This window comes from Pseudomonas sp. NFACC41-3 (assembly GCF_900109505.1).
Taxonomy (GTDB): Bacteria; Pseudomonadota; Gammaproteobacteria; order Pseudomonadales; family Pseudomonadaceae; genus Aquipseudomonas; species Aquipseudomonas chlororaphis.
Window position 1 is genome coordinate 48,556 of sequence record NZ_FOAE01000007.1, and the last position, 19,771, is coordinate 68,326.

Annotated in this window: 17 protein-coding genes; all 17 read left to right on the forward strand. The window is 64.0% G+C overall.

The genetic code is table 11. The features are described from left to right. Positions 1-33 precede the first annotated feature (33 nt). The 17 genes from BMY68_RS27980 to BMY68_RS28060 all read left to right on the forward strand — a co-directional run bounded on the left by BMY68_RS27980 (position 34) and on the right by BMY68_RS28060 (position 19,710). Complete coding sequence (locus tag BMY68_RS27980) at positions 34-1,470, forward strand: undecaprenyl-phosphate glucose phosphotransferase (RefSeq protein WP_085534668.1); 1,437 nt, start codon at positions 34-36, stop codon at positions 1,468-1,470. Continuing rightward, positions 1,470-2,930, forward strand: coding sequence for a mannose-1-phosphate guanylyltransferase/mannose-6-phosphate isomerase (locus tag BMY68_RS27985; RefSeq protein WP_085534666.1), 1,461 nt, complete (start codon positions 1,470-1,472; stop codon positions 2,928-2,930). Before BMY68_RS27980 ends, BMY68_RS27985 begins: the two co-directional genes overlap by 1 nt. Next, positions 2,930-3,841, forward strand: coding sequence for a glycosyltransferase family 2 protein (locus tag BMY68_RS27990; RefSeq protein WP_085534664.1), 912 nt, complete (start codon positions 2,930-2,932; stop codon positions 3,839-3,841). The genes BMY68_RS27985 and BMY68_RS27990 overlap by 1 nt, the downstream gene beginning before the upstream one ends. A gap of 6 nt (positions 3,842-3,847) precedes the next feature. Next, positions 3,848-4,681, forward strand: coding sequence for a polysaccharide biosynthesis/export family protein (locus BMY68_RS27995; protein ID WP_009045677.1), 834 nt, complete (start codon positions 3,848-3,850; stop codon positions 4,679-4,681). Positions 4,682-4,740: 59 nt separating this feature from the next. After that, on the forward strand, positions 4,741-6,723 hold the full coding sequence (locus BMY68_RS28000; protein WP_085534662.1) for a GumC family protein: 1,983 nt from the start codon (positions 4,741-4,743) through the stop codon (positions 6,721-6,723). Further along, positions 6,723-7,904 carry a glycosyltransferase gene (locus BMY68_RS28005; RefSeq protein WP_062824564.1) on the forward strand — a complete coding sequence of 394 codons (1,182 nt, stop codon included), beginning with the start codon at positions 6,723-6,725 and terminating at the stop codon, positions 7,902-7,904. The genes BMY68_RS28000 and BMY68_RS28005 overlap by 1 nt, the downstream gene beginning before the upstream one ends. Further along, positions 7,901-9,250 (forward strand): glycoside hydrolase 5 family protein, encoded by a 1,350-nt coding sequence (locus BMY68_RS28010; protein WP_085534660.1) that lies wholly within the window; start codon positions 7,901-7,903, stop codon positions 9,248-9,250. The genes BMY68_RS28005 and BMY68_RS28010 overlap by 4 nt, the downstream gene beginning before the upstream one ends. A gap of 25 nt (positions 9,251-9,275) precedes the next feature. After that, positions 9,276-10,490, forward strand: coding sequence for a glycosyltransferase family 4 protein (locus BMY68_RS28015; protein ID WP_085534658.1), 1,215 nt, complete (start codon positions 9,276-9,278; stop codon positions 10,488-10,490). Then, positions 10,481-11,584, forward strand: coding sequence for a glycosyltransferase family 4 protein (locus BMY68_RS28020; protein ID WP_085534656.1), 1,104 nt, complete (start codon positions 10,481-10,483; stop codon positions 11,582-11,584). The genes BMY68_RS28015 and BMY68_RS28020 overlap by 10 nt, the downstream gene beginning before the upstream one ends. Beyond that, on the forward strand, positions 11,584-12,981 hold the full coding sequence (locus BMY68_RS28025) for an O-antigen ligase family protein (protein WP_009045683.1): 1,398 nt from the start codon (positions 11,584-11,586) through the stop codon (positions 12,979-12,981). The genes BMY68_RS28020 and BMY68_RS28025 overlap by 1 nt, the downstream gene beginning before the upstream one ends. Then, entirely contained in the window at positions 12,978-13,799 is an 822-nt protein-coding gene (locus BMY68_RS28030) for an acyltransferase (RefSeq protein ID WP_009045684.1), read from the forward strand. The genes BMY68_RS28025 and BMY68_RS28030 overlap by 4 nt, the downstream gene beginning before the upstream one ends. Further along, complete coding sequence (locus tag BMY68_RS28035) at positions 13,799-15,205, forward strand: lipid II flippase MurJ (protein ID WP_085534654.1); 1,407 nt, start codon at positions 13,799-13,801, stop codon at positions 15,203-15,205. Before BMY68_RS28030 ends, BMY68_RS28035 begins: the two co-directional genes overlap by 1 nt. Before the next feature lie 115 nt (positions 15,206-15,320). Beyond that, positions 15,321-15,950, forward strand: coding sequence for a DUF1780 domain-containing protein (locus BMY68_RS28040; RefSeq protein WP_007924708.1), 630 nt, complete (start codon positions 15,321-15,323; stop codon positions 15,948-15,950). Positions 15,951-16,159: 209 nt separating this feature from the next. Then, complete coding sequence (locus BMY68_RS28045) at positions 16,160-16,333, forward strand: DUF3094 family protein (protein ID WP_009045687.1); 174 nt, start codon at positions 16,160-16,162, stop codon at positions 16,331-16,333. 60 nt (positions 16,334-16,393) lie between these two features. After that, positions 16,394-17,692 carry an NAD(P)/FAD-dependent oxidoreductase gene (locus tag BMY68_RS28050; protein WP_009050927.1) on the forward strand — a complete coding sequence of 433 codons (1,299 nt, stop codon included), beginning with the start codon at positions 16,394-16,396 and terminating at the stop codon, positions 17,690-17,692. A 648-nt stretch (positions 17,693-18,340) separates the two neighbouring features. Then, complete coding sequence (locus BMY68_RS28055; RefSeq protein WP_085534652.1) at positions 18,341-18,934, forward strand: fimbrial protein; 594 nt, start codon at positions 18,341-18,343, stop codon at positions 18,932-18,934. Positions 18,935-18,984: 50 nt separating this feature from the next. Continuing rightward, positions 18,985-19,710 carry a fimbrial biogenesis chaperone gene (locus BMY68_RS28060; RefSeq protein ID WP_085534650.1) on the forward strand — a complete coding sequence of 242 codons (726 nt, stop codon included), beginning with the start codon at positions 18,985-18,987 and terminating at the stop codon, positions 19,708-19,710. The last annotated feature ends 61 nt before the right edge of the window (positions 19,711-19,771 follow it).

Sequence of the window (19,771 nt, forward strand, 5' to 3'; positions counted from 1 at the left end):
AGCTGGGTCTTTACCTGGCAACGACGGGATTCGATGCTTACGAAATCGATTGATAGCAGGTTCCTGACCCGAACCGGATTCATGGAACTCTTCATTTCGGGGGTAAAACTGACGCACGCCCTGTCCGCCGCCCTGCCTGGAATCCTGCTGCTCCTGAGTCTTGAATCCGCCAGTGCGGATATCTGGCCAACCGTACTTGGCCTGCTGCTGTTCTTTGCCGTCATCACCGTCATCCTGTTCCAGGCCCAGGGGGTCTACTCCGAAGAGTTCTTCAGCAATCGCCTGCGTCTGCGCACGATGCTGGTGGCCTGGACCTCCGCCTTCTGCATCCTGCTGGTCATGTACCTGGGGCTGCACCTGCTGCCGGTCTTCAGCCTGCGGGACCTGGCGGTCTGGTTCATCGCCAGCCTCGTGCTGTTTGGCATCGAGCGTCTGGTTCTGCTGCGCCTGTTCCATTCGTGGATGGCCAGGGGCAAATACCTGCAACGCACGGTGATCCTCGGCTTCAGCGAGAGCGCGCTGTTCCTTGCCGAACACATGCAGCGCCACGGCGATATCCGCTCCGGCCTGATCGGTTTCATCGACGATCGCAGCGACCGCGTGCCCAAGGCCTTCTGCGACCTGCCCTTTCTGGGCAACACCCAGAACCTGGAAGAGTTGATCCGTTCCGAGCAGGTCAATCAGGTCCTGATCGCCCTGCCCTGGGCCGCGCACGCACGCATCGGCGAGCTGGTGCAACGGCTGCGGCAGTTGTCGGTGAATGTCGCCCTGGTGCCCGACATCACCACCCTGCGCTTTGGCCACAACCGCATGACCGATGTCGGCGGCATCCTGATGTTCAACACGTCCGAGCTGCCATTGCGCGGCTGGGCGCCGCTGATCAAGCGTTGCGAGGACATCGTGCTCGCCCTGCTGGGCCTGGTCCTGTTGTCCCCTGTGCTGCTGGTCACTGCCGTGGCGGTGAAACTCGATTCCAAGGGCCCCGTGCTGTTCCGGCAAAAGCGCTACGGCTACAACGATCGGCTGATCCGCGTGTTCAAGTTCCGCTCGATGTATGTCGAGCAGGCGGACCTCAACGCCGAACGGCAGACCACCCGGGAAGATCCGCGGATCACCCGGGTCGGACGCTTCATTCGCAAGACCAGCATCGATGAGCTGCCCCAGCTGTTCAACGTGCTGATGGGCAACATGTCGATTGTCGGGCCTCGCCCACACGCCACCGCCACCAAGGCGGCGGGAGTGCCGTTCGAACAGGCGGTGCGCGAATACAGCTCGCGCCATCGGGTCAAGCCCGGGATCACCGGCTGGGCGCAGATCAATGGCTACCGGGGAGAAACCGACACCCTGCAGAAAATCCAGAAACGAGTGGAGTACGACCTCGATTACATCTCCAAGTGGTCGGTCTGGCTGGATCTGTACATCGTTTTCATGACGGTTCCGGCCGTCCTCTCGACGAAGGAAGTCTACTGATGAGCGCATTCACTGGATTGATCCCCTGCATTATTTCCGGCGGCTCCGGCTCGCGCCTGTGGCCAGTCTCTCGGCAGAACATGCCCAAGCCATTCATCCGCATGCGCGATGGGCAGAGCCTGCTGCAAAAGACCTTCGTTCGCGCCAGCAGCCTGGCGGACGTCAGCTGCGTGGTCACGGTGACCAACCGCGAGCTGCTGTTCCGCTCGCTGGACGAGTACCGCAATGTCAATCAGGGCAAGCTGGGCCTCGACCTGCTGCTCGAGCCGTTCGGGCGCAACACCGCCGTGGCCATCGCCGTGGCGGCCCTGCATGTGCGCGAGTACTGGGGCGACGAGGCGCAGTTGCTGATCCTTCCGGCCGACCACCTGATCCTCGACCAGGAGGCCTTCGCCGCAGCCGTGGGCAAGGCGCGCAGCCTTGCCGAAGCAGGTTATCTGGCGACCTTCGGCATTCAGCCCGACAAACCCGAGACCGGTTTTGGCTACATCGAACAGGGCCCGGCGCTGAAGGAAGGTTTCCAGGTCGCGCGCTTCGTCGAGAAACCCAACCTGGCCACTGCCCAGGCCTACGTCGACAGCGGCAACTACTTGTGGAACGCCGGTATGTTCTGCTTCCGCGCCGATACCCTGCTGCAAGAGCTGACCCTGCATGCTCCCGAGGTGCTGAGCGCCGCCCAGGCCTGCCTGGAACAAGGCATGACCCTGGACAACAAGCACTGCCGCCAGCGTGAACTCGACGCCGACAGCCTGGCCCTCGCCCCGGACGTTTCGATCGACGTGGCCCTGATGGAGCGCTCCGAGCGGGTCGCCGTGGTGCCCTGCGACCTCGGCTGGAGCGACATCGGCTCCTGGGATGCGCTGCGCCAGCTGACCCCGAGCGACGCCGCCGGCAACCAGGTCAACGGCGAAGCCATCCTGCATGACGTGCGCAATTGCTATATCGATTCGCCCAAGCGGGTTCTGGGGGCCGTCGGCGTCAGCGACCTGATCATCGTCGACACCCCCGACGCGCTGCTGGTGGCCGATGCCTCGCGGACCCAGGACGTGCGCCATATCGTCACCGAACTCAAGCGCCTGGGCCACAGTGCCTACAGCCTGCACCGCACGGTCACCCGCCCTTGGGGGACCTACACCGTGCTGGAGGAAAGCAGCCGCTTCAAGATCAAGCGCATCATGGTCAAGCCCAAGGAATCGCTGTCGTTGCAGATGCATCATCACCGCAGCGAGCACTGGATAGTGGTCAGCGGCGCGGCCCTGATCACCAACGGCGACCTGGAGGTCCTGCTCAACAGCAACGAATCCACCTATATCCCCGCCGGCCATAAACACCGCCTGAGCAACCCTGGGATCATCGACCTGGTGATGATCGAAGTGCAAAGCGGCGAGTACCTGGGCGAAGACGACATCGTGCGTTTCGAAGACGTCTACGGCCGTGCCCCGGCGCAGGTAAAACCATGATGAAAGTGGCGCTGATCATTCCCGCCCGCAACGCCGCACCGCACCTCGATCGGTTGCTCCCGGCGCTGGCCGCGCAGACGCTGCAACCGGACACGGTGCTGGTGGTCGACAGTAGCTCGACGGACGACACCGTCAGCCGCTTCCGGCAGTTCGGCGCCCGGGTGGAGGTCATCGCCGCCCAGCAGTTCAACCATGGCGGCACCCGCCGCTGGGCGAGCGAGCAGGTGGATGCCGACGCGCTGATCCTGCTGACCCAGGATGCGATTCCGGCCACGCCCCAGACCTTCGCCAACCTGATCCAGGAGCTGGAAGAAGACCCACGGATCGGCCTCGCCTATGGTCGTCAACTACCGCATCCCGGCGCCGGGATTCTCGAGGCGCAGTCGCGCCACTTCAACTACAGCCCCCAGAGCCGCAGCAAAAGCCTGGCCGACGCCGGGGAGCTAGGGATCAAGACCTGCTTCAGTTCGGACTCGTTTTCCGTCTACCGGCGCAGCGCCCTGCAAGCGGTGGGCGGCTTTCCCGAGGACGTCATCGGCAGCGAGGACGCCCACGTCGCGGCGCGCATGCTGCTCAACGGTTATCTGGTGCGCTACGCCGCCAGTGCGTGCGTACAGCATTCGCACAGCTACAGTCTGATGCAGGAGTTCCGCCGTTATTTCGATATCGGCGTGTTTTATGGCCGCGAGCCCTGGATCCGCGAAGCCTTTGGCAGCGCGGGTGGAGAAGGCAAGCGTTACGTCCAGGCCGAGTTGCGCGCCTTGCGTGACGCCGGCCAGTTGCAACGTGTACCCGAAGTGCTGCTGCGCAGCGCGCTGAAACTGTTGGGCTATCGCCTCGGCCACGCCGAACAGCATCTGCCGACACCGCTCAAGCGTCGCTTGAGCATGTTCTCAAACTACTGGACCTGAGCTGTCATGATGACTATTAACCGACCTTCCCGGCTTTGTCTGTTGAGCATCCTGACCGCCACCCTGTGGCTGGGCGGCTGCTCGACCCCCGCCCATGTCGCGCTCCCTGACAGCGACACCCTCAAGGCTCGCCACGCGGCGGCACTGACCCTGGCCGACCTGCCGCCCGCCCAGGTGCTGATCCAGAGCGGCGACACCCTGCGCATCGTGCGCGATGCCCAGGAGCCGGCCAGCTCCGACGACATGACGATGTTCGTGGTGCGACCGGACGGTTTCATCTCGATGCCCAACATCGGCCGGATCAAGGCCGCGCTGCTGACCCCTGAAGACCTGGGCAAGGAAATCACCAAACGCTACACCCGTGTCTACCGCGAGCCCGAAGTGACCGTGAACATCGCCATTGCCCCGAGCAACCGGGTGTTCATTGGCGGCGCGGTGGCCAATCCATCGTTCTTCAACCTCGCCGGCACCGTGTCGGTGGAACAGGCCCTGCTCAGCTCCGGCGGCGTGCTGCCGTCGGCCGACAGCTCCAACATCGCCCTGCTCAGGACCGGTCCCGACGGCAAGTACAAGATGTACTTCGTCGACCTCAGCAACATGCTCAGCAACCCCAACCATCCGCTGGTAGCCCTGCAGCGCGGCGACCTGATCTACGTGCCGCAATCGACCATCGGCAGCACGGTGGAAGCGGTGGACATGTACTTCACCAAGCTGTTCCCGATCAACAAGGGGATCGGCCTGGGCTTCAACTACGACCTGAATGATCAGGAAGTGAAGAACAGCGGCAACACGATCAACAACTTCACCAGCAGTTCCACCGGTACCGGGACGGGGCAGTAAACAGCGTTTGATCGGCCTCCATCAGCCACTGCTACAAGTACTTTCAACGGAGTGATCCCGTGATCGAAATACGCTCTCTACGCGACCTGTTGCGTCTGTTCTTCATCTTCCGCCGCGAGTTCAAGCTGGCGGTCATCACCACCATCGTGGTCGCGGTGCTGGGCGCCTTCCTGCTGCCGACGCGCTACGAGTCGGACGCGCGCCTGCTGGTCAAGCCCGGGCGCGACAGCACCACGGTGCCGATCGAAGCCGGCAATCGCCAGACGCTGATCTCGCCCAGCACCCAGCACGACCCGATCGTCGATGAGGAGAAGATGCTCACCGGCCGGCCCATCGTGCACATCGTCGCCCAGCGCTACCTGGAACTGAGCGCGGCCGCCGAACCCCAGGGTTTCTGGAAGACCCTCAAGTTCTACGCCAAGAAGGCCATGGGCACCGCCATCGATGCGCTGCGCAGTCTGCTGCAACTGGTCGGCCTGTCGGAGCCGCAGAGCCCGCTGGACCGCCTGGCGACCCGCCTGGAAAAGAACTTCCAGGCCAGCCACGAAGCGGGTTCGTCGGTGATCGACATCAGCTTTACCTGGGACGACCCGGAAGTCGCGCAGCAGGTGGTGAAGATCTGGGTCGACACCTTCCTCGAGGAGCGCGCCCGGGTGCTCGGTCGCAAGAGCCTCTATGCCTTCTATGAAGGCGAAGGCAACAAGGTGGCCGCGCAGATCCTCAGCCTCAAGGAGCAATTACAGGGCCGCCTGAAGCAGATCGATTCGATCAGCGTCGATGCCCGCCTGGAAAACCTCACCAGCCAGATCGACCGCCTGACCGACGCCCGGGTCAATGCGCAGAACCAGCTGTCGGGGATCAGCAGCTTCCTGATCAACGCCCGCCAGCAGATCCAGGATCAGCCTGTCGAAGTGGTGACCAGTCGCGAGACCAGCCTCAACCCGACCCAGCTCGACCTCAAGCGCCAGCTCAACACCCTGCAGGTGGAACGCGCGCGCTTGCTGCGCACTTATTTGCCCGAGGCGCCAGCGGTCAAGCAGATCGAACAGAACATCCACGACCTGCAGGCCCTCAGCGAGCAGGAAGAGAGCCGCCTGGAACGCTCGAAGAACATCGCGCCCAATAGCCTGGTGACCAACGTCAAGCAGCAGGTCATCGATGCCCAGCTGCAACAGCGCCGGCTGACCGGGCAGATCGAGAACTACGACAAGACCCTGGCTGCCCTGCGTACCGAGCGCGACCGGGTACTGACCGACGAGCCCGAACTCAACCGCCTGACCCAGCAGTTGCGCACCGCGGAAAAGAGCTACGCGCTGTACTCGGAAAACCTGGAACAGGCGCGTATCGACCACGAGCTCGACAGCAGCCAGATCAGCAACATCGCGATCATCGAGCACGCCACCTTCAACCCGGCGCGAGTCTTCCCCAAGAGCCTGCTGATCCTGCTGTTCGCCATTCCCGCGGGCATCGCCGTGGGTCTGCTGACCATCTATGTCTGCTACCTGCTGGACCAGCGCATCCACGACGGCTCGCGCCTGCCGGAGCTGTTCCAGGTGCCGCTGTGGGGCAGCGTGCCGGACCTCGAGGACGCCACACCCGCCGCCATGACCGCGAGCATCTACCGGCTCTACAGTCTGTTGCCCATGGACCGCATCGAGAGCCAGGGCCTGACCCTGGGCCTGACCTCAGCGCGCCATGGCGAAGGCGTGAGTTTCATCCTCGAACGCCTGCGCCGCCTGCTGGAGGAGCGCGGCCAGCGCGTGCGGGTCAACGACAGCGCGCCGGCCCAGCCCGGTGAAGTCCTGCTGCTGGATGCCTCGGCCCTGCTGTCGAACCAGGAGGCCTTCCTGATCCTGCGCCGCGCCGACCTGATCGCCCTGGTGATCGAGGCTCGGACCAGCACCGTGCCGATGATCGAGAATGCGCTGTCGTTGCTGACTACCGCCTTCGGCAAGGTCGACGGGCTGATCCTCAACCGTCGCCGCTTCGAAGTACCGTCCAGGGTGCTGGAGCGGATCAACAGCTGGCGCGGTGCGGCCTGATGCGTATCGCCTTGCTGGCCCCGCTGCCGCCGGAACAGACCGGTATCGCCGACTACGCCGCGCATTTCAGCAATGCGCTGCGCGGCCTTGGCATCGAAGTGCTGACGCCGCTGGCCGGCTGTCACGATCCCGCCGAACAGCTGACGCGCCTGCGCGCCTTCGATTGGACGGGCGTCGACCTGGTGCACGCCGAACTCGGCGGTGGCCGCTTCGGCGAGTTCCAGGCGCTCGACTACCTGAGCAGCGAACAACCACGGATCCCCCGCACGGCCACCGTGCATGACCCGGAACGCCTGATCTGGCGGCGCGCCCGGCTGTTCTGGCCACTGACCCTGCTCGAACGCCTGCCGCACCCACTGCCGCAAGCGGCGGCGCTGCTCGCCGACCCGCTGACCCTGCGCGAAGAACGGCGCCTGGCCCGCGGCATGCGCCGGCTGATTACCCTGACCCGGCTGGGCGGCGACTGCCTGCGCCAGCGCATGGGCCTGCGACCGCAACAGGTGGCGGTGATCGCCCACGGCAACCTGCCGATCCCCGCGGCCGAACTGCCGCCGCTGGTGCCGTTGCGCCTGCTGTACTTCGGCTTCATCTACCGCGGCAAGGGCATCGAGGACCTGATCGAGGCCCTGGCCCGCACCCTGGCGGCCAACCCGCAGTGCCGTGGCCAGGTCCGCCTGACCCTGGCCGGCGGCACCGCCCCGGAAATGACCTTCGACCCGGCCGGCAACTACCTCGACGGCCTGCGCCAGCGCATTCGCGAATTGCAGCTGGACGATGTGGTGGACTGGCAACTGGACCTGCCGTCCGCCGAGATCGCCCGCACCATCCAGGCCCACCATGTGATGGTGCTGCCGTACCGGGAATCGAAAAAACTCGCCTGGCTCGGCCAGATGCGCGGCACCAGCGGCGCCCTGTCCTGGGCCAATGCCTGCGGTCGCGGGGTCGTCACCTCCAATGCCCGGGCCTTTGCCGAGGAGGTGGCCGGCGGCAATGGCGTGACCTATCAGCAAGGCGATGTCGAAGCGCTGAGCCAGCACCTGAGCCGCCTGGTGCTGGAGCCCGAACTGGCCCGCCAGTGGGCCGCGCGGGCCAGCGAGGCCGGGCAACAACGCGAGTGGAGCGCGACCGCGCGGCGCTTCGCCGAACTGTTCAATGAAGTGTGCAAGGAGCGATCGAAATGAAGACCCGAGCAGGCCTTAAACGTCGCCCTCTTTTGCGCTATCTGCCACTGGTCGCCGCGCTGGCGGTAGGCGGCGCCCTGCTGCTCAGCGAACAGGTCGATGCCACGCCGATCAACCTGGCCCCCGATCGCACCCTGGTGTGGAAGGACTACCTGGGGGTCAATGCGCACTTCCTGTGGTTCACCCCGCAGCAATACCGCAAACAGATCGCCGCCTATAAGCAGCTCGGCCTGCAATGGGTGCGGGTCGACCTGCACTGGGATCGGCTCGAACCCACCGAAGAGGGTTATCAACTCAGCACCCTCGACGAACTGGACCGGACCCTGAGCGACTCGAAACTCAAGTCGCTGTTCTACCTCGTAGGCTCGGCGCCCTTCGTGACCACCGCCCCCAAGGGCGGGCCGTTCCAGGATCAGTACCCGCCGCGCGATCCGAAAGTCTTCGCCACGCGCATGGCCATGCTGGCCCAGCGTTACCCGAACATCGACGCCTGGCAGGTGTGGAACGAGCAGAACATACCCAACAACTGGCGGCCGAAACCCGATGCCAAGGGCTACGGCGAGCTGTTGCTGGCGACCCATCAGGCCCTGAACCAAGTGGCGCCGGACAAGATCCAGGTCATGGGCGGCATGGCCTACTACAGCCAGATGCCGACCCAGCGCAACGCGCTGATGTTCGAGAAACTCGGCGAATTGGGCGTGCAGAGCCTGGGCATGGTCGCCGCCTACCACCCGTATTCGGAAACCCCGGAAACTGATGAGCCAGGCAAGAACGAAGTGCTGCTGCGCGGCAAGCAGCTCAACGACATGCTGCACGGCGCCGGCCTGAAGAGGGTCTGGGCCACCGAGTGGGGCTGGTCGAGCTACGCCGGGCCCAAGGAGATGCAGCGGCTGATCGGCGTCGACGGTCAGGCCGACTACACCCTGCGTCGCCTGGCGTTGATGAGCGACCAGGACTACGAGCGGATCTTTCTCTTCGCCCTTTCCGATCTCGACTCGCGCGCCTCGGCCCGCGACCAGCATTACGGCCTGCTCGATCTCAACGGCGAACCCAAGCCGGTGTACAAGGCGCTCGCGCGTTTTCTCGAGATTACCGGCGCGCGCCTCAAACCCGGCAAGACGCCAGAGCTCGAGAACCTGCCCGACACCTTCTATAGCGTGTCCTGGACCCGCGACGACGGTAAGCGCCTGCTGATGTTCTGGAGCGCCAAGGGCGGCACTATCCGCTTGCCCCAGGTGCACCAGGCCGAGCTCTACGACCCGCTCAGCGGAACCCGGGCCAGTCTCGAGGCCGCGGACGGCATCCAGCCGGCCGTGAAGTCGTCCCTGCAGATTCTCGTGTGGTAATCGATCTCGACCTGGAGTGCCGTACGTGAAGATTCTCTGGATTCTCCCCTACCTGCCCTGGCCCATGACCAGTGGAGGCAAGACTCGCCAGTTTCACTTGCTGCGGACCTTGAGCGAGCGGGGCCACCGCATCACCTTGCTGGTGCAGTCGAAGACCGAGGCCGATGCCGCCACCCGCGCCGCCCTCGAGCCCTGGCTGGAACGCCTGATCGTGGTGCCCCGGCGCCCGCTGAAGCACCCGGTCACGGTACTGGCCGGGCTGTTCGCGCCGTGGCCGCTGCTGACCACGGTCAACGGCGTGTCGCGCCCCTTGCGCGAGCGCTTCGACAGCCTGCTGCAAGAGCCCTGGGATGTGATCCAGGTCGAGCACAGCTACAGCCTGCAACCCTATCTGCAACCGCTGCGGCGGGCCGGCCGGGACTTCGTGCTCACCGAGCACAACCTCGAATCCAGCCTGGGCGGCGCAACCTATGACCGCTTCCCGGCCTGGGCCAGTCTCTTCGTGCGCTACGACCAATGGCGCTGCCGACAGTGGGAACGCAAGGCGTTCGACACGGCCCGCCAGGTGGTCGCGGTGACCGAAAGCGACGCCCGGACCATGCGCCAGCTGACCCGTACCCCGGTCGAGGTGGTGGTCAACGGTGTCGACAGCCGCAGCTTTGCCGAGGTCTCGGCCGACCCGCAGAGCCAGCGGGTGCTGTTTGTCGGCAACTACGAATACGCGCCGAACCTGGACGCCGTGCAGTGGATGCTCGACGAGATTTTCCCGCGGGTCTGGAGCCACTGCCCCGAGGCGCGCCTGGCGGTGGCCGGGTATGCCTTGCCGAGCAACTGGGCCGAACGCTGGACCGACAGCCGCATCGAATGGGTCGGCTTCGTGCCGGACCTGCCCGATCTGCAACGGCGTTGCGCGCTGTTCATCGCGCCGTTGCGCCAGGGCGGCGGCTCCAAGCTCAAGGTGCTCGAAGCCATGGCCGCCGGCCTGCCGCTGGTCAGCACCGCGCAAGGCGCCTCGGGCCTGGCCATCCGCCCCGAGGAACATTACCTGGCAGGCGACAATGCCCAGGCCCTGGCCGATGCCGTGATTCGCCTGGTGAGCGAGCCGACCCTCGCCGCCCAACTGGCCGGCGCCGCCCGCCTGTATGCCCGCCAGCATCACGACTGGGCCGTGGCCGGTGACGAACTGGAACAGATCTACCGGACTCTGCCCTCCACACAGGAGCATCCCGCATGCGTGTAGCCCTCGATTATCGTCCGGCCACGGTCGCTCCCTCCTCGGGCATCGCCCGTCAGGTCAAGGCACTGGAACAGGCCCTGCGTGCCCGTGAAGACACCGAATTGCTGCTGGTGAGCGAAGCGCCACTGGAGCATGAACAACGCCAGACCGCCTTTTGCCCAGCCTGGCCGAGCCCCCTCGATGGCGTGCAACGCCCCGGCGTGCGCCTGCGCTTCGAACGCAAATTCTTGCCGGCGACCATTCGCGAGCAGTCGGTCGACCTGTATATCGCCACCGCCAACATGGGCCTGCCCATCGGCCACAAGCCGGCGGGCACCCGTTATGTGCTGATCCTGCATGACCTGTTCCAGCTGACCCAGCGCAACTTCCACCGCTCGCCGCTCAAGGCCATGGCCTATCGGCTGATCGACGCCGTGTCGATCGCCTGGTCGATCTGGGTTGCCGATGAGGTCTGGTGCCCTTCGCGGTTTTCCTGCAGTGAAGCGGCCCGGCTGTTTCCCTGGGCGCGGCCGAAATTCCGCGTGCTGCACAACCTGGTGCCGGAGTTCCAGGGCGTCGTCGGCCCACTGCCGACGGGCCTGCCCGAGCGTTACTGGCTGGCCGTCGGGACGCGGGAGCCGCGCAAGAACATGCCGCTCTTCATCGAGCAGTGGCAGCGCTGCCGCCAGGAAAACCCGCAAGTACCGGAGCTGGTCCTGGTCGGCCATGCCAGCGACCTGCCCGCCAACCTGAGCCAGTTGCCCGGCCTGCATTGGGTCAATGGCGTCAGCGACGAGCAGTTGCAGGCCCTGTACCGGCATGCCGACTGCCTGTGGCAGCCCTCCTACGCCGAAGGCTTCGGCCTGCCGGTGGTCGAGGCGCTGTGGCAGGGCACGCCGGTCGCGGTGGCCAGGGGTTCGGCGCTCGATGAGGTCACGCCACCCGGCGCGCGACGCTTCAATGCCCGCGATCGCGCCAGCCTGCGCAACGCGCTGATCGAACAGGCGCAGGACAGCGCCAGACCCGATCCGGATACCCTGCGCGACTGGGCCCGGCAATTTGCCGAGCCGGCCCACCGCCAGCGCCTCGACACCTTGCTCACAGGGCTCTTTCACTGATGCTGCCAGGAAAATTCATTGGCCTGACCCTGGGGTTGATCTTCGGGATTCTGTTGTGGGCCCTGCCACCGGCAAAAGTCATCTTCGTGGTGATCGGCCTGGCCGTGACCCTCACACTGATCCGCAAGCCGCTGTGGGGCCTGCTGATCTTCGCCGTGCTGGCCACCTGCATTCCCTACACCACGCTGCAACTGGGGATTCGCACCACGGTCAGTGAAGCGGTGCTCGGCCTGACGTGGGTCGGGCTGTTCTGGCAATCGTTCATCGGCAAGACCCGCAACCTCATGCTCTGGCGCCCCACCGAGCGGGCCATGGTCTGGCTGATGCTGTTCAGTGCCATTCCCTTTGTCTGGGGCATGCTGATCATCCACGCCGAAGGCAACGGCCCGGTGAACTGGGTGCGCTGGCTGATGAACCTGTCGCTGCTGTTCATGGTGCCGCTGCTCCTGCGTACCGACGCCGACCGCGACAAACTGGTGATCGCCCTGCTGCTGGGCACCCTGCTGATGCTGCTGTTGTCGATCGGCATGTTCATCAAGTCACGCAACGCGATGTCGATGATCCCGATCCTCACCGACCTCAAGTACGCCCACCCGGAAGCGGTGAGGGACATCTTCTCCGCCAACTACCAGCGCATGGCATCGCCCTGGGTTCACCCCAACCTCACGGGCGGCGTGCTGGTGCTGTTCATTCCCCTGGCGCTGCTCTATGGCTGGACCCGCACCGGCGCGCGCCGGGCCCTGGGGCTGGCGGTGGCGATCCTGGGTTGCGCGGGGCTGCTGCTGAGTATTTCCCGCGGGGCGATCCTGGCCCTGGCCCTGGTGCTGATCTGGCTGACCTACAAACGCGTGCCCTACAGCGGCCGGATCATCGGCCTCGGGGCGGCCTTCGCGGTGGCCCTGGTGATGTTCTACCCGCCGCTGCAGGAACGCCTGATGACCATGTTCTCGGCAACCAACGCCAGTACCGAAGTGCGTTTCGACGAGTACGCGAAATTCCCCGAGGCGATGATGCGCTACCCGCTGGGCATCGGCTTCAAGGTCGACCCGCCGGTACCGGGCACCGACCTGCCGGGCATCTCCAACCTGTGGCTGAACTTCATCTACAAGATCGGCATTCCGGGGATGCTGCTGTTCATCGCCGTCACCCTGTTGTGGTGGCGCGAGGTGCGCCCGCTGGCGCCGATCCGCCAGGTGACCGCCGACAACGCGCTGTGGCTGGGGTGCATTTCCGGCCTGCTGGCGGCCTTGCTGACGGGTTTGTTCGACCACTACTTCAGCTTCACTTTCGTGCTGATCGGTCTGTTCTGGCTGTTGATGGGCATGAGCCTGCAACAGGTCCGGTTGCGCCCGGCCATCACTCTTCCTCTCATCAACCCCAAGGATCGCCAAGCATGAAACATCGTATTTTCCATTCTGCGGATCTGCCGGAACGCCTGCCTGCCCTGGCCTCGGAGCTGGGCGTCAGCCACGATGAACTGCTCGAGGCCTACAGCTGGGGGCTGAACAACGACGTGCTGTTCGTCGAGGGCGACGGCGAGCAGGCGCGCTACAGCATCTGTGCGGTGGATATCGAACCGATCATCGAGCATCCCCTGGCCCGACGCCTGTTTGGCCGTTTGAAGCGGGACATCCCCACCACCCTGGTGCCGCGCTACGGCAAGAACCTGGCCACCCTCAAGGACCGCTGGCTGCGGGCCTGGGAGCAGGCCTACAACATCCTGATCAACAAGATCCCCAGCCATCACGTGCGCATCGCCTGGCTGCGCCTGGGCGGCGCGAAAATCGGCAAGGGCTCGAGCATCTGGCGCAACACCGAGGTGCTGGGGGTGGAAAACCTGGTGATCGGCGATGACAGCGTGATCGCCTGGCATTGTCAGATCGATGCCCGAGCCGGGCTGATCATCGGCGATCATGTGACGATCGCCTCCCACGTGCTGATTCTCGCCGGCGGCCATGACCCGATGAGCCCCGAGTTCTGGTCGGTGTCCGCGCCCATCTACATCGATGACTACGCCTGGATCGCCACCCGGGCGCTGCTCGCCCATGGCTCGCATATCGGTCGCGGGGCCGTAGTGACCGCCAACACCCTCGTGGCCAAGGCCGTTGCCCCCTACAAGATCATCGGCGGCAGCGGTGCCAAACCCATGGGCGAGCGCCCTCACGACCTGAACTACAAGGTGGGTGGCAAAGGCCTGTTCACCCTGTTCTACTGATGCTCGGCAGCACCCTGCTGCTGACCCTGGCGACCCTCGCCGGGCTGCTCGCCGGTTTTGCCCGCGAATGGCTGCTGGTGGCGGCCTGGGGCGCGGGCAGCCGCAGCGATGCGTTCCTGGTCGCGGTGTTCATTCCCGAAGCCCTGCGCATGACCCTGGCCGCCGGCATTCTCGCGGCCGCGGCCCTGCCGCTCTATCAGGAACGCGACGCCCAGCGCCAGCACGCCTGGCTGGCCGGCCTGTGCCCACGCCTGCTGGGCCTGGGGCTGGGGCTGTATGCCCTGCTGGCCTTGAGCGCGCCATTGTGGATCCGCCTGATCGGCCCCGGGCTCGACAGCGCAGCCCAGGCCGAAGCCGCCGCCAACCTGCGCAGCCTGGCCGCCTGCATCCCCGGCCTGCTCATGCACGCGCTGTTCAGCATCCCCCTGCACGCCCGGCAACGTTTTGTCCTGCCGGGGCTAGGCTCGCTGCTGTTCAACCTGCCACCGGTGCTTTACCTGTTTTTCTACGGCCAGGCGAGCCTTGGCTCCGGCCTTTCGCTGGCATTTTTCCTCGGCAGCCTGCTGATGTGCCTGTCGCTGGTGCCGGCGGTCTGGCAAACCGGCTGGCGCCCCTGGCAAGTCCGCGGGGACGCCGGGGCCGGCCGGGAACTGCTCGGCCGCCTCGGCCCGCTGTTGACCAGCAACCTGGCCAGCCAGGGCCTGGCGCTGGTGGAACGGCTGGTCGCCAGCTACCTGGGCGAAGGCGTGGTGACCTGGGTCAACCTGGCGCGCAAGCTGATCAACCTGCCGCTGATTGCCTTGATGAGCCTGAACCAGGTCCTGCTTGGCTTGATGAGCGGCAAGTCCGGCGATCAGCGCCTGGGGCTGCTGCATCGTGGGCTCGACGCCGCGACCCTGCTGAGCCTGCCAGCCGCGCTCGGCCTGGTGGGTGCCAGCCCGGCGCTGATCCACTGGCTGCTGCCCGCCCAGAGCGCCGATGGCCCGCTGCCGACGTTGCTGGGCTGGTTCGCCGTGTCGTTGGTATTTGGTGCCTGGAACGCCATGCTCGCGCGTTACGCCTATGCCGCCGGTGATACCAGCACGCCACTGCATTGCGAGTTGCTCGGCAGCCTGCTCAACGCCTTGCTGCTGGCGGGCCTGCCGCTGGTCCTGGGGCTGACCGCAATTCCTCTGGCGGCCCTCGGCGGTGTGCTCCTGACCAACCTGCTGCTGATGCAGCGCCAGCAATTGCTCACCCTGATCAACTGGCCGGTGCGCTGGGCAGTCAGCGCCGTCCTGCTGAGCGCGGCGGCGCTGCTGTTGCATCCGCTGTTGAATGTCTGGCTGCAATTGGGGCTCAGCACAGTGGCTGGTCTGCTCCTGCTGATCGTCCTGGGGCTATGGCTGAAACCCTGGCGGGCCTGAACGAGCGGCAGAGGGTTGACCGGATGTCACACTTATCCGTTATAAGTGCAGTCAGCCCCCGCCGACCCGGCAGAGTGTATTTCTTGGATCAGCGTTTGGACGCTAAGCTTGGACTATGGATGACTCAGATTACTTGCGCCTGCTCACCATTCAGGCCGAACAAGCCAACGCGTTCCTGTCCAATGCGCGCAAATGGGAGCGTGAGCGTTGGGTCTGCCAACGCCTGCTGCAAGGCTTGAACATCCCCTACCGTGCCGACGAGTTCACGCCCGCCGGGCAGGAGCCGCCGGACGTACTGTTTCGCGAGGCCTGTTTCGAGGTGTTCTTCGTGCTGGACGAAGGCCGCCGCCTCAACGACGAATGGCGCGACGAGTTGCAACGGCGCCGCAGTGCCTTCTCCCTCAGCCAGCTAGTACGGCGCGAGGCCAAGCCCAAACGCATTCCGGCCAACGAACTGTTGCTCAGGCTGGCCCCGACCCTGCGCAAGAAAGCCCACAACTACAAGGAACGCGGCATGGACCTGGGGGAGCTGGACATCATCGCCTTCGCCAGCCTCAAGCGCGAAGTGCTGGACCTCAACAGCCACTTCCCGCCGCCGACCGAATACCTGCGCCAGGGCTGGCGCTCGTTGTCGCTGGTCGGGCCGACCTTCGCCCGCGTGCTGTTCGCTCACCCCGACGCGCCGGACTTCCTGCGTGGCAACCTGGGGCGCAGCATCCTCTTCGATGTCGGTATCAGCCTGTAAGCCTGCTGGAGCGGAATTTCCCGGGCCTTGCCGGCCATTCGTGGCATGGCGCAAACACCGCGCGAGTGTTACAAAGCGCAATCATTCACGGGATGACAAGGCCGGCATCCGCGAGCAGCTATGCTCCGTTCATTGCCGCATAGCCCGACAAGATGGCACTGCGCTGTAACCTTCATACTTTTCGCAACGTCTAGCTGACGAGGCTTTTTATGACCAGCCGCCTGAACCCCGACGACCAACGCCATGTCGAAGAATACCTGCAACTGGCCCAGCACCGAGTCGAGCGCCGGCCCTTCCGGCCGTGGATGCTCCTCGTGATAGTCGTGAGCGTCACCATTGGCCTGGGCCTGCTGAGCCGACTTATCAGTTACCTGACGCTATGAGCTGCATCGCGCTCGCTCGGGTAACCGTACCGATTTCTTTTAGCCTTGCGAGATATCCCCATGACTCATCGTATTGTCATCGTTGGCGGCGGCGCCGGCGGTCTGGAGTTGGCTACCCGTCTGGGTAAGACTCTGGGCAAGCGCGGTACCGCCAGTGTGATGCTGGTCGACGCGAATCTGACCCACATCTGGAAGCCCTTGCTGCATGAAGTGGCCGCCGGCTCGCTGAACTCTTCCGAAGACGAACTCAACTATGTCGCCCAAGCCAAATGGAACCACTTCGAGTTCCAGCTGGGCCGCATGAGCGGGCTCGATCGCCAGCAGAAGAAGATCCAGCTGGCCGCCACCTACGACGAAAACGGCGTGGAGCTGCTGCCGGCCCGCGAGCTGGGCTACGACACCCTGGTGATCGCCGTGGGCAGCACCACCAACGACTTCGGCACCCAGGGCGCCGCCCAGCACTGCCTGTTCCTCGACACGCGCAAACAGGCTGAACGCTTCCACCAGCAACTGCTCAACCACTACCTGCGCGCCCATGCCGGGCAGACCGATGTGGTGGAGCAGATCAGCGTGGCTATCGTCGGTGCCGGTGCCACGGGCGTCGAACTGGCCGCCGAGCTGCACAACGCCGCCCATGAACTGGCGGCCTACGGCCTGGACCGGATCAAGCCGGAAAACATGCACATCACCCTGATCGAGGCCGGCCCACGGGTACTGCCGGCCCTGCCGGAGCGGATCGGCGGCCCGGTGCACAAGACCCTGGAAAAACTCGGGGTCAAGGTCATGACCAATGCCGCGGTCAGCGAAGTCACCGCCGACAGCCTGATCACCGCCGATGGCCAGGTGATTGCCGCCAGCCTGAAAGTCTGGGCCGCGGGCATTCGCGCCCCGGGCTTCCTCAAGGACATCGACGGCCTGGAAACCAACCGCATCAACCAGCTGCAGGTCTTGCCAACCCTGCAGACCACCCGCGACGAAAACATCTTCGCCTTTGGCGACTGCGCCGCCTGCCCGCAACCGGGTACCGACCGCAACGTTCCACCGCGGGCGCAGGCGGCTCACCAGCAGGCATCGCTGCTGACCAAGTCGCTGAAACTGCGTATCGAAGGCAAGGCCCTGCCGGAGTACAAATACACCGACTACGGCTCGCTGATCTCGCTGTCGCGCTTCTCCGCGGTGGGCAACCTGATGGGCAACCTAACCGGCAGCGTGATGCTCGAAGGCTGGCTGGCGCGGATGTTCTATGTGTCGCTGTATCGCATGCACCAGATGGCGCTCTACGGCCCGTTCCGTACCGCCATGCTGATGCTCGGCAGCCGGATCGGCCGCGGCACCGAGCCACGCCTCAAGCTGCACTGAATCTGAGCCTGTAGACCAGGACAAGAGTGCCCCGAGCGATCGGGGCATTTTTTTGCGCCCTGTTCAACACGGACTCAGGCAAACAGGCAGACGGTTAAAGATCGAAGTACCTAGAGACTTCCCGCACTCTATTTCCAACTTTCCACGCAGCTTTAAGATTAGTCTTAATTCTAAAATAGAAGAGCCGCCCGACTTGGCCCATACATCAAAAAGTTGCTCTCCCCCGGGCGTACCGAATACATAAGCCTGACTCCTCGCCACCTCTTACTGCGGCATATAGATAGCTGGCCCGATAGTATTCAAGACGCCACTCATGCTCTATCTAGTTGCATTGATAGTTTGCCCTGCACGCTTAAACCTTCGACTCCAACCTGCTACCCCTAAAGATTAGCCCCTGCAAAACAGCTACTTACATACAAGAATCGAAGATTTTTGCGGCGTTCATCCCGTTTAGCTGCCGACAGGTATTCCGACAACTTCATGCTGACCGATCAAATTTTAAGAATCTTCTTATTGAAATCCTATCAGGCAAAAAAGTATTAGCCGCCATTCAAAACCATAGAGCATTCAGTACTTTAAGAATGGTCTTATTGTAACGATCGAAGTGAAGATACAAGATTGCACCTCCAACTTTAGCAGGTACATGAAATGTCCAAACTTCTCAAAAGCATCGTCTCCATGGCTATCGCTGGCGCGGTCAGCACTTCCGCTCTCGCAGCAGATGGCACCATCAACTTCACCGGCGACATCGTCGCTGCCTCCTGCACAATCGCCGCCGGTTCCGGTACCAACGTTGGTGGTAGCAAGGGCAACCAGAACATCGATATCAACCTCGGCAAGGTCAGCAGCGACTCGCTCACGGGCTCTGCAGGTGGCGGCATCGTCGGCGGTAAGGGTATCAACCTGAACCTGGATTGCGGCGGCACCGCAGAGGGCCTGAAGTCCGTCAAGCTGCAGTTCGACCCAAGCAGTGGCTCCGGCATCGACAGCAAGAACGTCTCGCTGCTGAAAGTCACCGGTGGTGCAGAGGGCGTGGGTATCGGTCTTTACAACAGCAGCAACAAGCTGGTGAACCTCGGCGCGAACGAAACCATCGATGGCGCGCTGGTGCCAACCACAGTAGGTGAAACCACCACCTACAGCGCCAACCTGAACATGCGTGCAGGTTATGTGGCAAACGGCGCGACGATCAAAGCAGGTCCTGCGAACGGCACCCTGCCGTTTACCTTGACTTACGAGTAACCCGCGACAAAGGGAGGGGCCTGTGCCCCTCCCTCCGACCTGGAGCCGCTATGAAAGCCTCACTATTGACACGTCTTGCGCTCGCCAGCGCGATGACGCTCTTTGCGTCGATGGCCAGTGCCGGCATTACGCTGGATGGCACCCGCGTCGTCTTCGCTGCGCCAGCCAAGGAAACATCCGTCGTCGTCAGGAATCAAGGCTCGAACGACATCATGATCCAGTCTTGGGTCGAGCCAGACAAAAACGGGCTCGCGACCGATGTACCGTTCGCCATTACCCCTCCCTTGGTTCGCCTTGGAGGCAACAAGCAGCAGATCCTGCGCATCCTCTATCAAGGCCAGGGGCTGCCGACCGACAAGGAATCCGTGTTCTGGCTGGCCGTGCAAGAGATCCCGCAAAAAGCCAAAAGCGAGAACACCCTGCAAATTGCCATACGCCAGCGCGTGAAACTGTTCTACCGCCCGGCCAACCTGCCGGACACCGCCGCCAATGCAGCCAAGAGCCTGCAATGGAAGCTGGTGGAACAAGGCGGCAAAGCCGCGCTTTCGGTGACCAACCCTTCCGCGTTCCATGTGACCCTTGCTGGGAGCAGCGTGAAACTGCGCAATGGCAAAGACGCGGGCACCGCTACCGTGGAAATGCTGGCACCAGGAGCAACACGCACCGTCGAGATCAAAGGCTCGACTGGCATGAAGCCCGGAGCCACAACAGTGGAATTCGACAGCATCAACGATTACGGCGGGCTGGACCGAGTCACCAGCAAACTTTCCAACTAACGGAAAACAGCCATCACTCGTGTCGCTCGCATAGAGCGCACCGCTTTATCTAATCCGACTT